Here is a 15,135-nt window from a genome sequence, read left to right as displayed (position 1 = left end):
TATTATCCTAACCATAAAATCAACAGAAAAGAAGAAAACTCATGGGTTTTAAATGCGGTATTGTGGGATTGCCTAATGTTGGAAAATCCACTCTTTTTAATGCACTAACCAAAACGGCTACAGCACAAGCTGCCAATTATCCTTTTTGTACCATCGAACCCAATACCGGTGAAGTTGCAGTTCCAGATTTGCGTATGGAAAAAATTGCTGCCATTGCTGGCTCAAAAGAAATCATTCCCACACGCATCAGTTTTGTTGATATTGCTGGGCTTGTACGTGGCGCTTCAAAAGGAGAAGGTTTAGGCAATAAGTTTTTAGCCAATATCCGTGAAGTTGATGCTATTATTCACGTTTTACGCTGTTTCCAAGATGAAGATATTACCCATGTAGAAGGACGCATTGATCCTCTTTCTGATGCCACAACTGTTGAAACAGAGCTTATGCTCGCAGATCTTGAAAGTCTTGAGAGGCGCATCATACAAATTCGCAAACGTGCAACTGGAAAAGATAAAGAAGCTCTCACGACTCTTCCCATTATGGAAGCAGCATTAAACTTACTCCAAAAAGGAAATCCTGTTCGATTATTACGCCAAGATATATCTTCCGAGGAGCGCCGCATCCTTGACAGTTTAAATCTTCTTACCTCTAAACCCGTACTTTATGTGTGCAATGTAAGCGAAAATGATGCCGCTCATGGAAATAGCTTTACCCAAATGGTTGAAAAAATGGCAGCAGAGCAAAGCGCTCAAAGCATTATCATTTCTGCGTCCATTGAAGCTGAAATTACCCAACTCAATGATGCAGAGGCTTCAGAATATCTTAATGCTTTAGAGCTCTTTGAACCAAGCCTAAATCGCCTCATTCGCGCCGGCTACTCTTTGCTGGACCTCATTACTTATTTCACCTGCGGACCTAAAGAAACACGAGCATGGACAATTACACGTGGCACGAAAGCCCCTCAAGCAGCAGGCATTATCCATTCAGATTTTGAACGTGGCTTTATCCGCGCTCAGACCATCAGCTACGAGGATTATATTGCTTTAGGAGGAGAAAACGGCGCAAAAGAAGCAGGCAAAGCCCGCGATGAAGGTAAAGAATACATCGTACAAGATGGCGATGTTATGTTGTTTAAACATAATACTTAAATATCCGTTTTATCTCAATATGTTACATCTACTAAAGAACTAAAAAGACCTTTTATTATCAATAACACGTTATTTTATGAATCTTTTTAAAGGTAATCTATGCGCAAATAAACAGAGAGATAAGATTTTCATTTCCCTCTTCTATCATATTTCTATAATATAAGAAGAATTCGCTTTGAGCTATTTTCTAGCTGCTCTAAATATGCAAGGTATTTTCCTCTCAAACAAATTAAAATATTTGTTTCCTCCCTCATCACAACCATTCAGATTTCATCTCAATTTACCTTTGATGTCTTTAAGAAACTGCACAACTTTTTGCATAAAATTTTTCCCTCTCAAACGCTTTGTAAAAAAACAGCGCCATCATATGTTATGATAGCAACTGTTCTAACCATAGAGAATGGAAATATGAAATTAGCGCGCCCAACGTCCTTCATATTTAAATGTTGGAGCTTCCTTTAAAGAATCCTTTGTCGCATTGGTAATAAGTTTCCACTTACCATAATCATTTGTCATCTGGATTGTTTCTGGAGAAACAACCACATAACTCTCTCCTATACCAAGGAAACCACCAACGGTAATAACAAACCCTGCAATGTTATTTTCACGCAAAATAATATCTTTTACTTCACCAATATTTTCATTTTCTATATTGTATACATCTGCACCAATAAGACTCGAAGCAACGAAATCCGTTGCTAAAGGTGTAACATAACGCGCAGACATATCTGACCCCACCTGTACAACACCAGTTGAAGAAATCACTTCATCTTTATAAGGAACTTCAAAAGTCTGCGCGTAAGTACTAGAAACCATTAAAGCAGATATAAGAGCAGTATAGGCAATTTTTCTCATTTTAACATCTCCGTTTTTACTTTATAAAGCGTCAATGCATCATAACAAGAATTGTTCCATACACTCTTTGTACTATTTTAAGACCAATAATCCTGATATTTCTTCTTTTCAGTCTTTCTTTTTCTCTAGTTTTTCTTCTAAATCACGCCAGATATGAGTTTTTAAAATATAAACAAGCCCCCCAAAAATGATTAAAAATAAGATAACACGAAAACCGGTTTTTTTACGAATTTCCATATGAGGATCAGCAGCCCACATCAAAAAAGCAGAAACATCACGTGCATAATGTTCAACAGTTTCTGGAGTTCCATCTTCATAAGAAACAACACCATCACTCAATGGAGGTGCCATAGCTATAGAATTACCAGCAATAAAATAAGGATTATACCAAGAACCATCAGCGATTTCTGTATTTTCTGGTGCCTCCTGATATCCTGTTAAAAGAGCTGTAATATAATCCGAACCAGCGGTATTATAATGCGTTAACATATCAGTAATCAAAGCAGAAAACGGCAAAGATATGGCGCGCGCACGTGCCATCAATGATAAATCCGGAGGATAAACACCATTAAGAATGACTTTTGCTTCTTCTTCATGAGCAAAAGGAGAAGGAAAATAGTCAGTTGCACCCCCAAGGCGTTTAAAAAACTTCCCTTCTCGGTTAGGACCATCGATTATCTGATATTGCCTCGCAAAAGCTTTAATCTGCTCTTGATCATAGCCAAGAGCCTTTAAATCGCGAAAAGCTACATATTTTAACCCGTGGCAACTGGCACAAACCTGTTTATAAACCTTTAATCCACGCCGCAACTGTGCTTTATCATAAACGCCAAATGGTCCTGAAAAGCTCCATTCTTGTCTTTTAGGAACATGTAACGGGAAAGAAATAAATTTCTCCTCCCCATCTGAAACATTGCCAGCCACACTATGAGAAGAAAAGCATATCATAGCGATAACAATCAATCTGATAAAAACATTCACCATAGTTTATTTTTCTTCTGTTTCATATCTTCAGTAACGGAAGAAGGGAGAGAACAATTCTTTTCAAAAAGAGGGAGGATCGGCAAAATAATCAGAAAGAATATAAAATAATAAGCGGTCGCCAATTGCGTCCATAAAAGGACACTGTCACTAATTTCTCTTGAACCTAGATAGCCAAGAAAGACAACATCAGCAATGAATACCCAAAAGAAAATTTTGTAAATAGGCCGATACCTTGCAGAACATATTTTAGAGCGATCTAACCATGGAACAAGAATCAAAACGAAAACCGAACCTGCGAAGAGGATAATCCCCAAAAAAGTTGATGAAAGAACGCCAATATTAAAAGTTATGGCACGCAGTATGGCATAAAAAGGCAAAAAATACCACTCCGGCACCACACGAAGAGGTGCCTTTAAAGGGTCAGCAACATCATAATTTTCAGCCTGTCCCATGTAATCAGGCATATAAAACAAAAACCAAGCAAAAAAGATCAGAAAAACAGTAATGGCAAAAATATCTTTGATAAGCGCATAAGGTGCAAAAGGAACAGTTTCCTCTTTCGATTGTACCTCAAGACCAGTTGGATTACCCTGTCCAACTTGGTGAATTGCAAAAATATGAAGCCCTACCAGAAAAAGCAAAACAAATGACAAAAGATAATGAAGTACATAAAAACGGTTCAATGCCTCCTGTCCCACACTATAACCACCAAGCAATGTTTCATGCAACCATGTCCCCACCAAAGGAATAGCTTTTAAAAAGCCAGCAACCACTGAAGCAGCAGAAACAGACATCATCCCCCAAACCAGCACGTAACCAAAAAATGCTATTGCCATCATAGTGATATAGATAAACATGCCGGTAACCCAAACCATTTCGCGCATATTTTTATAAGAACCATAATAAAGTCCCCGCGCTAAATGGATATAAACAGCAATAAAAAAGAACGATGATCCGACACAATGCCATGGACGAAAGAGCCAACCAAACTGCCCTTCACGCCTAAAGCGTTCACCTGTTTCAAAAGCCAAATGAACATCCGGCACATAATGCATAGACAATACAAGACCCGTCAAAAGCTGTGATAAAAGCATAACGGTCAAAATACCACCAAATGTATAAAAATAATTGAGATTACGCGGTACAGGAAAAATAACAAATGCATTGTAAAAAAAACGAGGGAGAGGTAAACGCTTGTCAAACCAACGGGCAAGAGCAGTCTTAGGAATATAAGGAGGGAATCGTGCCATCACTTTATCCTATTTTCAGTAAAGTATCAGAAAGAAATCGATAAGGAGGGATAGCAAGATTATAGTTAGCAGGACCTGAACGCACTCTTCCAGCTGTATCATAAACCGACCCATGACATGGACACAACCACCCACCAAATCGTCCCGATTGGCCAAGTGTTACACAGCCTAGATGCGTACAAAGATTAATAAGAATAAGCCAATTCTCACGTCCTTCGCCTGCTGAACGGGCTAAATCTGTTGCTTCTTCTTCACCTTTAAGATTAGGATTGCGTGCCTGACGATCTCTGAGAAGAATCAATTTAGTAGCGCGTGCCTCAGCAATTTCTTTTGCAGTGCGGTTACGAATAACAACAGGCTGTCCACGCCATTTAACCGTCACCGACATGCCCTCTTCAATGCTAGAAAGGTCAACCTCAACAGAAGAAGACGCTAAAACAGCTTCATCTGGACGCAACTGACGGATAAAAGGCCACATCGCAGCACCTATCCCAACGGCTCCTGTAACACCTGTTAGCAAAAACAGAAAATCCCGCCTCGTCTTCTCACTCATTATCTTAACTAAAGCGTACTCCCTAAAATAGTTTCTCTACCATTCTCTCCCTTATAACACAATCCCCCGTCAATCAGTTCTTTAAACCATAAAAATATCTCAGAAAAGACTTCTTATCATTTATATAATTTGCCGTTTTCTTCTCTTTTTTCACTAAGCTCGATGACAACAAATCAGAACTTCTCCCCACGACCTGCTTTCTTCAATATTTTTTATTTCCTACTATTTACATTCTCAAATTTACTCCTTTAATGCAACTTAAAAAGAAGATAGCATAAACCAAATATAGTATCTTCCCTCGCATTATCACTTATTGAAAAGCCTCTAATCTATTGAATTCAAGCAACACTCCAACATTGCAGTGTCTTACCAATGCATTCAACACAAAAATCTTTTCCATTAAGAAACAATTCATACAAAGCTCTTCTCAAACAAAGCTTTATAAAGAAAACTGAATTTCGCATTTAATCAGTGATTTCCCTCATCAAAAACATGAAGATTATATATTGTGTAAAAAGCGATGCATGTTTGATAATCGACACAATCAGACATGTTACTTTGATAAATATTTCAACAACAGAACTACACAAATACAACAGTTCTAAACATTCTTTCAATAAAATCTACTCTTATAAGAACCAATATTTGTCTTAAAACTCTTTGAACTATGCTCACCTCTTCATAATTCATTCTCTACTCATTTTATCATAAACTTGGATATATCCTCCCCAAAATCCCGAAAATAACACATGCTTCTCAATGAGATCTATTGCATAAGCTATAGAGCGTCTTTACAAACGCGAAGGAAAAATTCTACTACGTAAAACATGACACTTCATATTGCGCTTTTTCAACCTGATATTGCCGGTAATACTGGAACAATTTTGCGTCTTGGCGCCTGTTTTGGCTTACATATTCATATTATTGAGCCAGCCGGCTTTAACTTATCCGATCGCAATCTTAAGCGTGCGGGATTAGATTATCTCGAATATGCCTCGCTAGAGCGACATATTGATTGGCAGAATTTTATAAACACCATGAGACACTTTAAGCGGCGGCTTTTGCTTTTGAGCACAAAAGCAGAAACATGCTATACGCAGATAAGCTATCAAGAAAATGATGTTTTACTTTTTGGTCGTGAATCGGCAGGTGTCCCTGATTATGTTCATGAAGCTGCTGATTATGCATTGAAAATTCCCATGAAACCACACGCACGCTCTTTAAATCTCGCAATGAGTGTGGCCATTGCAACAGGAGAAGCACTTCGCCAAATTGGTTATCATGAAAAGAGAGAAACTTGATAAAGAAAACACAGAAGTTTCCGTAAGGGATTCAATATATTGATAAAAATGCTAATGACCTATACAATATCAACGACTATCAAAAAAGTGGAAGTGCCACATCTCTCCAGAAGCTCATAATACCATTAAAACTGCATATTTTTCAATATGTTTGTAGAATAAGCTAAAAATAACCTTTAGAAATCATTGGGAAAAAATCATATTGATTGAGCCAAACGATAAAAGAGCCCTTTCGATCTCCTCCTTCTAAAGAACAAAGCTTTTTATCAGCGTCAATCTATCATAAAAAAGATTGCTCTCAATGGAAAGCACTTAGCTCCCCATTTATGTATTTACCTCATAAGCGCTAACCACAAGCCTTACCCTGAATATATTCAACTTCATGAATGATATAAAAGACAACAGAAACCAAACAAGTAAACAAAATTACATTTTTAAACGCAACGAACACGTTTTATGCCACTATCTTGATAAGATTTTACAATAGAACAGATAACACTCTATCACATTATTTTTACTCCACTAACAAGTTTTATAAAATAAAAACAAAAGTTTATTTCAAAAAAACGTATATTATAAATTAATTTTTTCTAATAATGCATTACGATCCATAAGAAATCCGCTTTCAATCCATACCATTTCAAGCTCTTTGAGTTTTTTCCCTAAAAGAATACCTTTAGAAAAACCATTCTGGATCAAATCCTTGCCACTTATAGGAAAAGTTGGAATCTGCCACCTTTGAGCAAACTGATAAAGCCTGACATAATCTTCTGCTTTTTGTAAAGCACTGCTTTTCTCTAAGGCATCAACATATGATGATGCAATAGACAAAGATAACTGATCTAAAACCGGCTGCTTACCATGTAAATAAATCAGTTTTTGTACAAAACTCTCTGAATAGTTTTGCTTGATCCTCTCCAACTCTGCCCATTCTTTTAACCGCGTTGTTTCCTTATGAGATAAACGCAAACGCTTTGCCATTTCATAAACACGCACAGGATCAGGAGGAAGAAGACTTTCTAGCCGTAACAACGGATCAACTTTCCAACCAAGAGCCTGTTCTGTCTTCACCAACGGGTGAATTACATCAATGCCCCACTTTTCTGTTTCAGGAAAAAGACATGCCAAAACGCCGCTTTGACGCATCCATAAAAGAGCACGCGTTGGATCTAAGGCTGCAAGCAGTTTTTTCATTTCGCCCCAAATGCGCTCCGATGAAAGCTTGTGTAAACCATCCTTTAAACGAACACATGCCTTCAAGCCCTCCACATCAGGTCGTCCCATACCATACCAAGCAAAAAAGCGAAAAAAACGCAAAATACGCAAATAATCTTCGCGAATACGATTTTCTGCAATGCCGATAAAGCGTACTGTCTGGCTAGCAATATCATTCAATCCCCCCACGTCATCATAAAGACGACCAGAAGCATCACAATAAAGCGCATTAATGGTAAAATCCCGCCGTTCCGCATCTTTTTTCCAATCACGACCAAAGGCCACTTTCGCATGACGACCATCTGTTTCAATATCAGAGCGAAGCGTTGTTACCTCATAAGAACATGACTGAGAAATCACCGTTACTGTACCAAATGCAACACCTGTAGGGACAGCTCTAAATCCTGCTTCTTCTACGCGTGCTATAGTCTGCTGTGGCAAACAAGTTGTAGCAATATCAATATCACAAATAGGCTGCCCTAATAGCTGATTGCGCACAGCCCCCCCCACAATACGAGCCTCTTCACCGTCCAAAGACAAAATGCGAAGAAGTATTTGAATATCATGATGTTGCAACCATTTAACCTGTTTGAAATCTTGTCTAATGCTCAACCCTTTAACCTTTCAAAAAATTATCTTCTTTGCCTTAAAACAGATATAGTCATGAGAATACTATTTCCCATATCTCCCTTATACAACACACTTGCTTGTTTCAAATAGATCACTTTGCATATGGGCGAAGATAAAAAAACAACATATTGCGCTTCTTTTCTTCGCATTTTCTGCTACAAATTATAAAGTATTCATTATCATGCAGAGAAAATTATCGATTTTGCTACAAATGCCTTAAGGAAGAAATATGAGTCAACGTGATACATCATCCAATTCTATAAGAGAGATCAATATCAGTGAGGAAGCGCAAGAGGTCATTGATGATATTGATACCACGCACAAAGAATTGGATATTCTACAACAAGAAATTGACAAAGTTATTTTTGGGCAAAATCATGTGATTGAATATGCTTTAATCACTATTTTTGCTGGTGGACACGCCCTTCTTGTCGGTGCTCCAGGACTTGCAAAAACGCGTCTTGTTGCAACTTTGGCAACAGTATTAGGACTTGATGAAAAACGCATCCAATTCACCCCCGATCTTATGCCATCAGATATTATTGGTTCTGAAATTATGGATTCCGATAAGAGTGGTAAACGTTCTTTTCGTTACGTTCAAGGACCTATTTTTACCCAACTTCTTATGGCTGATGAAATCAATCGAGCCTCTCCACGCACGCAATCAGCTCTTTTACAAGCTATGCAAGAATACCATGTCACCGTTGCAGGTCAGCGTTATGATTTGCCACAACCTTTTCATGTACTAGCAACCCAAAACCCTCTTGAGCAGGAAGGAACTTACCCACTTCCTGAGGCACAACTAGACCGCTTTTTGATGCAAATTGATATTGACTATCCTGATCTTATGACAGAACGGCGTATCATTTTAGAAACAACAAGAGAGAAAAATCAAAGTGCAAAACCGATTTTGTCAGCCCAAAAACTGCAAAAAATTCAAAAGATCATTCGGAAAATGCCCATTTCAGAAAATGTTATAGAAGCCATTTTAAAGATCGTTCGTTCGGCTCGTCCTCGTAAAAACAACACCCTTGCAAACACTTATGTTGCTTGGGGACCTGGTCCACGCGCATCACAGGCACTTTCCCTTTGTGTCCGTGCCCGTGCACTTTATTATGGGCGTTTAGCGCCCTCACTTGATGATGTTGAAGCGCTAGCTTATCCCGTATTACAACACCGCATGGCACTCAATTTTTCTGCACGTGCCGAAGATATAACCGTAAAAGATATTCTCAATAATCTCGTGAAAGACGCTTTTTAAAAATGGCCATTGGCAAAAAAGTTTCAAAAACCCCTCCCATGTCACTTGCTAGCAAACTGCATGAAGATACGGCAAAGATGGCGTCTTTTCTTCTACAGGCAAACCGGATCGCCAATACACTGATGACAGGATGGCATGGACAACGCAGATGCGGTCAGGGAGAAAATTTTTGGCAATTTCGCCCCTATATTGAAGGGGAATCCATTACACGTATTGACTGGCGTCGCTCAGCACGTGATGAACATACTTACCTACGCGAACACGAACGACAAATGACTCAAATGGTTTGGCTTTGGCCTGATCAAAGTGCATCTATGCATTATTGTTCACGTTTTTCTAAAATTTCTAAGGGTGATTATGCCATCATTCTTACCCTTGTATTGGCATTGCTTCTTGCACAAAGTGGCGAACATATTGCTATCCCAAACCTCTTACCCCCTACCATGGCATCCAATGTTATAGAACGCATAGCACTCGCTTTGACAAATCATCAAAATGAAAATTCATTCCCCAATTTTTCAACGATTACACGTTTTTCTCATGCTATCATAATAAGTGACTTTCTCGATCATCCTGAAAAGATCATCCAACATTTAAGCACTTTATCTACAAAACAAGTCACTGCGCATTTAATTGAAATTGCTGATCCCGCAGAAGAAAACTTTCCCTATAGAGGCTGTACTGAATTTTTTGATCCAGAAACAAAAGAAAAGCATACTTTTGGAAAAGCAGAGAATCTTCGTGAAAACTATTGCAAGCTGTATCAAGCAAAACGACAAGAATTAGCAATTTTTTGCTCACGCCAAGGATGGACCTATCACGTGAGTACAACAAACAAGCCCTTCACAGAAACCATTTTGCATCTCGCAAACAAAATGGGGAATTCTCACTCTCATATCAGGAGGTCGCTGTGAGTTTTGCTGCTCCCCTGCTGTTACTTGGACTTTTATCCCTGCCAATCATTTGGTGGTTGTTACGCACGACACCTCCCTCACCGCGTAAAGAACTCTTTCCTCCCTTACGTTTTCTACCAAAACCAATTAATCAACAGGAAAAGGCAAGCCATACACCATGGTGGTTATTGTTATTACGCTTAACCATAGCAGCACTCATTATCATCGCTTTAGCGCGCCCAACGTGGAATCAAAAACCAATTATATTCTCAAAATCACAGCCCCTTGCTCTCATTATCGATAATGGATGGGCATCTGCTAAAGAATGGAAAAAACGTATCTCTCTTGCAAAAAACCTCCTTACACAAGCAGAAAAACAGCAAAAAGACATTTATTTGCTTGCCACCGCTGAAAATGATGAAGCCGCTAGAGGTCCCTTCCCCGCAAAAGTTGTAAAACAACATTTAATGCATTTGCAACCCCGCCCTTGGCCTGTCAATCGTATGCAGGCACTAGAAAAACTGATTGAAATAAACAAAGGAAAATCTCTCGACATTGCTTACTTAAGTGATGGACTACAAACAAAGGAAGATGATCAAACTTTTTCTCTTATTAAACAATTAAAACCCAAAACATTTTTATGGTATTTAGCTGATATTTCGGATTTAATTGGCATAACGACCATAGAAAATAACAATGGCAATATGACCACACACATTATTCGTGCAACAACACACGGTGGCTCTCCTACCACGCTAGACCTTTATGATTCAAACAACCAATTGCTCGGCCAGTTTAAAGCAAACTTTCTTGAGGGAAAAACCACCGCGCTTGTTCCTTTTAGCGTACCACTTGAACTACGCAATGACATTGCTTGGATAAAAATGAGCAACCAAGCCCATGCTGCTGCTACCTTTTTAGTCGACAGCCATAAAAAAATAAGCCGTGTTGCTCTTCTCTCATCAAATACCAATGAAATGATACAACCTTTACTCTCTCCATTTTACTATATTATAAAAGCACTCCAAGATCATACACAGCTTATAACAGCTGGTGGAAGAGAACTTTCAGCGGATATTGATCACTTACTGAAACAAAATCCTTCTGTTTTTATTATGGGTGACATTGTAAACATGTCAGCAGCAGCAGAAAAAAAACTATCTGACTTTGTCAACAAAGGAGGAACACTCATCCGCTTTGCGGGAGAAAAACTGAGTACTGCAGAACACTATGATAGCCTTCTTCCAGTAGCTTTGCGCCCTAGCAAACGTTTGCTTGGCAGTATTATGTCTTGGACGAAACCGCAAAAACTTGCGCCATTTACAAAAAATAGCCTGTTTTATGATCTTCCCTTTCCAGAAGATATTACGGTCTCACGCCAAATCCTAGCAGAACCAAGTTCAGATCTTTTTGAAAAAACATGGCTCGCTCTTTCTGATGGAACACCCCTTATTACAGCATCAGAACGTGGTAAAGGAACACTTGTTCTTATTCACATTGCTCCAGATCCCACATGGTCCAATCTCCCTCTTTCTGGCTTTTTTGCACAAATGTTGCAAAAACTAATCACATTAAGTGCCTATGAAAACACAAATCCAACACATATAACAACAGGAACAACAATACAAAATCCTTGGCAAACAATAGCTGCTGATGGTCAATTGCAAACGCCCCCCTCTCATGTTGTTCCACTAGTTCTTAATGCTAAAAATCCACCCCTTGCCTCCTATCGTACTCCCCCCGGACTTTATGGTGTAAAAGAAAATTTTTATGCACTCAATTTGTTAAGTCCTTCATCACAATTAATAAAGCAGTCTCTGTCACCTTCTTTAAGCAAAAATCCTTTATCTTACGATATAAAAGAAAAACATCTCATTGGCCCATTATTAGCATTCGCTATGTTACTCTTTGCCTTGGATAGTTTTTTAACTTTATGGATGGGAGGTGTTCTTTTTCTTAACCGACGCAGCAATATGCTACTTTTTCTTCCCCTTATAATAGGTATTATGACCTTCTTTTCATACACACCAACCGTTCATGCACAAAACATAGAAAGCCATACAGAAAGCATGGTACAAGCAGCAGGTGCCACACATCTTGCTTACATTATAACGAACAATCAGGAAATTGATGCAACAAGTAAGAGCGGTCTAGAAGCCTTAAGCCGATTCATCGCAGAACGGACAATGCTCACACCAAGCTCTGTGGTAGCACTTGATCTCGATAAAGACGAACTTGCCTTCTATCCTCTCATTTATTGGCCCCTTGATGCAAACAGTCCTCTACCAACACAAAAGAGTCTTGAAAAAATAAATAACTTTATGAAACACGGAGGCACAATTTTATTTGACACGCGCGATCAAATAACCACCATCCTTACTCTTCAAGGAACAGCCACCCCAGCCACACAAAGACTAAGAACCATTTTAAAGGGATTAAACATTCCAGCCATTGAACCAGCATCAACGGATCATATAATTGCCCGTTCTTTTTATATCATGCCAGATTTTCCAGGGCTCTACCGTGGTTCACCTTTGTGGGTTGAATCATCATCAACCAATAAAAAAAATAAAAATCCTCTTAGCTTTGGTGATAATGTCAGCTCTCTCCTGATTACCGGAAATAACTTTGCTGGTGCTTGGGCACTAGATGAAAAAGGCATGTGGAAATACCCAGTTGTTCCCAATGATCCGATCCAACGACTCTGGGCTTTTCGTGCAGGATTAAATATAGTTATCTATGTGCTTACAGGAAACTATAAAGCGGACCAAGTGCATGTTCCCGCACTTTTAGAACGCTTTAAAAGAGAAAGAAGGCAATGATTCCATTCTTGACTTTTCAGCCTTTTTTGCCTCTCTCTTGGATTCTCTTATTAGGAGGGATATCCGCTCTTTTTGTCATTATTGGCCTCATTAAGCAGCGTCAAGGTTCTCTATTACGCCTGATGGCATTGATCGCTCTTATTCTTACTTTACTCAATCCAATGATCGTAAAAGAGCAGCGCGAACCACTGAAAAGCACCATAGGCATTGTCATTGATCGCAGCAAAAGCCAAACATTTGGCACACGTACAAACGACACTGATGAAGCACGCATGCAACTCACAAATGCATTGGCAAACCACCCACAATTTGAACCACGCTTTATTGAGGTTGGGAAACTTGCTGATAACCAATATGCACCCTCAACAAATTTGTTTCATGCTTTAACACAAGCCACATCTGATATTCCACCATCTCGTTATGCAGGGACAATTTTTATCACCGATGGACAAGTACATGACATTCCTGACATTGCAAAACTTCACCATCAAGCACCACTCAATGCCCTTATAACAGGAAGATCGGATGAATTTGACCGCCAAGTCAAAATTATTTCTCCTCCTCGCTTTGCTCTTATCAATAAACCACAAATGCTTTCTATCTTAGTAGAAGATAAGGGACAAACCCAACAATCCCTCCCAAAACAAGCAAATATTATTGTAAGCGTCAATGGACAAGAAGTTGGTCATTATTCTGTAATCCCTGGTAATATTTTTCAAACTGAAATTACTCTTCCCCATACTGAAAAAAATATCATCCAAGTTGCTACAGAGGCGTACAAAGGCGAATTAAGCTCTGAAAACAACCGCACCATAGCACTTATTGAAGGAATTAGAGAAAATTTGCGTGTCCTTCTTATTTCAGGTGCACCTTATAATGGAGAGAGAACATGGCGTGATCTTTTAAAAGGAGACTCTAATATTGACCTTGTTCATTTTACGATTTTGCGTCCTCCCGACAAAGCAGATAATACACCCTTAAGCCAATTATCGCTTGTTGTTTTTCCTACCAAAAAGCTCTTTGTTGATGAGATCAACAATTTTGATCTCATCATTCTTGATGGCTATCAACACTCTAGTGTTCTCCCATTAATCTATTATGATTATATCGCACAATATGTACAACAGGGCGGTGCGTTGCTTATGGTAACAGGACCTGAGTTTACGCAACAAAACTCACTTGCAAAAACACCTTTAATAAGCATCCTCCCCGCATTACCCAATGGTACTATTATTCAAAAGCCTTTTCGCCCAAAGTTAACCAATGCAGGTGAACGTCATCCTGTCACAAGAGATCTTGCAACACTGAATTTTCCAGCTTCTCAATGGGGACGATGGTTACGGCAAATTGCCATCCAAAACACACACAAAGGTATTGCTCTCATGAAAGGAGCCGATGAACAACCGCTTTTACTTCTTTCCCATATTGGTCAGGGACGTGTGGGCATGTTGCTTTCTGATGAAAGTTGGCTTTGGGCAAGAGGTTTCGAAGGTGGTGGGCCCTATGCAGCTCTCTATCGACGAGTTACCCATTGGCTTATGAAAGAGCCTGAACTTGAAGAGGAAAAATTAACTGCAACCAATGACCATCATCGTTTAACGATTCATCGCCAAACGCTCAAAGATTATCCAGAGCCCGTTGAAATAACTTTCCCCTCTGGAAAAAAAGAAAATATTACTCTTATAAAAGCGCAAGAAGGCGTTTTTACAGCAACGATTAATACCGATGAGACAGGAATTTTTACCATCAAAAACGGCGATTTAGCAATACCTTCTCCTGTAGAGATGCACAACGATCTCGAATTACTTGATGTAATTTCAACAACAGAAAAACTAGCTCCCATCAGTAAACACACTGGTGGATATACCGTACGTTTACACGATAAAGAAAAAGAAGGTATTCACCTTCCTTCTATAAAGCCGCTTCGATCACAAATAGCTAGAACACCTCTACCTGCTGCCCATTCCATTGTTCTAAAAGAAGCAACAGAAACCCGTTTAATCAATAGCTTCCATTTGTCGATCTTTTCTGGTTTCTTTGCACTGCTTATCTGTCTTTTCCTGTTAAACAGCATGTGGTATTGTGAAAGCCGTTAAAAAGTCCCCAAATTTCTGCTACAATTTTAAAATGCATCTGATCTTTATCATAGTATTCACTTAACGCATTACTCTTCAACAGTTTATAATATCGTAGCAGTCATTTAAAAATCTTAAGAATTCACACTAC

At 39.0% G+C, this 15,135-nt stretch carries 11 protein-coding genes; 6 read left to right on the top strand and 5 right to left on the bottom strand.

The window, feature by feature from the left end; translation table 11 throughout:
* The first annotated feature begins 41 nt into the window (after positions 1 to 41).
* On the top strand, positions 42 to 1,145 hold the full coding sequence (ychF, locus tag ABD917_RS04050) for a redox-regulated ATPase YchF (protein ID WP_345118826.1): 1,104 nt from the start codon (positions 42 to 44) through the stop codon (positions 1,143 to 1,145).
* A gap of 414 nt (positions 1,146 to 1,559) precedes the next feature.
* Here ychF and ABD917_RS04045 read toward each other — a convergent pair whose 3' ends face one another.
* From ABD917_RS04045 to petA, 4 genes are all read right to left on the bottom strand, one after another.
* Positions 1,560 to 2,000: a PRC-barrel domain-containing protein gene (locus ABD917_RS04045; protein WP_345118825.1), complete on the bottom strand. Its 441-nt coding sequence runs from the start codon at positions 1,998 to 2,000 to the stop codon at positions 1,560 to 1,562.
* 108 nt (positions 2,001 to 2,108) lie between these two features.
* Positions 2,109 to 2,984, bottom strand: coding sequence for a cytochrome c1 (locus tag ABD917_RS04040; RefSeq protein ID WP_345118824.1), 876 nt, complete (start codon positions 2,982 to 2,984; stop codon positions 2,109 to 2,111).
* Positions 2,978 to 4,234, bottom strand: a complete 1,257-nt coding sequence (locus ABD917_RS04035) for a cytochrome b (RefSeq protein WP_345118823.1) — start codon at positions 4,232 to 4,234, stop codon at positions 2,978 to 2,980. The genes ABD917_RS04040 and ABD917_RS04035 overlap by 7 nt, the downstream gene beginning before the upstream one ends.
* Positions 4,235 to 4,238: 4 nt before the next feature.
* Positions 4,239 to 4,787: a ubiquinol-cytochrome c reductase iron-sulfur subunit gene (gene petA, locus ABD917_RS04030; RefSeq protein ID WP_345118822.1), complete on the bottom strand. Its 549-nt coding sequence runs from the start codon at positions 4,785 to 4,787 to the stop codon at positions 4,239 to 4,241.
* Positions 4,788 to 5,614: 827 nt separating this feature from the next.
* Between petA and ABD917_RS04025 the strand changes: the two genes are divergently transcribed.
* Positions 5,615 to 6,088, top strand: coding sequence for a tRNA (cytidine(34)-2'-O)-methyltransferase (locus ABD917_RS04025; protein WP_345118821.1), 474 nt, complete (start codon positions 5,615 to 5,617; stop codon positions 6,086 to 6,088).
* A gap of 573 nt (positions 6,089 to 6,661) precedes the next feature.
* Here ABD917_RS04025 and ABD917_RS04020 read toward each other — a convergent pair.
* Positions 6,662 to 7,915 (bottom strand): CCA tRNA nucleotidyltransferase, encoded by a 1,254-nt coding sequence (locus tag ABD917_RS04020; protein WP_345118820.1) that lies wholly within the window; start codon positions 7,913 to 7,915, stop codon positions 6,662 to 6,664.
* Between the two features lie 247 nt (positions 7,916 to 8,162).
* On the opposite strand from ABD917_RS04020, the gene ABD917_RS04015 reads away from it, so the two are divergent.
* Genes ABD917_RS04015 through ABD917_RS04000 form a run of 4 tightly spaced genes read left to right on the top strand, consistent with a single transcriptional unit; the run spans position 8,163 to position 15,005 of the window.
* Positions 8,163 to 9,194, top strand: coding sequence for an AAA family ATPase (locus ABD917_RS04015; protein ID WP_345118819.1), 1,032 nt, complete (start codon positions 8,163 to 8,165; stop codon positions 9,192 to 9,194).
* A 2-nt stretch (positions 9,195 to 9,196) separates the two neighbouring features.
* Complete coding sequence (locus ABD917_RS04010) at positions 9,197 to 10,108, top strand: DUF58 domain-containing protein (RefSeq protein WP_345118818.1); 912 nt, start codon at positions 9,197 to 9,199, stop codon at positions 10,106 to 10,108.
* A complete protein-coding gene (locus tag ABD917_RS04005) occupies positions 10,105 to 12,909 on the top strand; it encodes a DUF4159 domain-containing protein (RefSeq protein ID WP_345118817.1) in 2,805 nt (934 codons plus the stop codon). Before ABD917_RS04010 ends, ABD917_RS04005 begins: the two co-directional genes overlap by 4 nt.
* Positions 12,906 to 15,005, top strand: a complete 2,100-nt coding sequence (locus ABD917_RS04000) for a glutamine amidotransferase (RefSeq protein ID WP_345118816.1) — start codon at positions 12,906 to 12,908, stop codon at positions 15,003 to 15,005. Before ABD917_RS04005 ends, ABD917_RS04000 begins: the two co-directional genes overlap by 4 nt.
* Positions 15,006 to 15,135 lie beyond the last annotated feature (130 nt).

The sequence above is a fragment of the Bartonella pachyuromydis genome, assembly GCF_039543065.1.
Classification (GTDB): domain Bacteria; phylum Pseudomonadota; class Alphaproteobacteria; order Rhizobiales; family Rhizobiaceae; genus Bartonella; species Bartonella pachyuromydis.
Note: the sequence above shows the minus strand (reverse complement) of the source record. Positions and strands in the feature narration are given on the sequence as shown.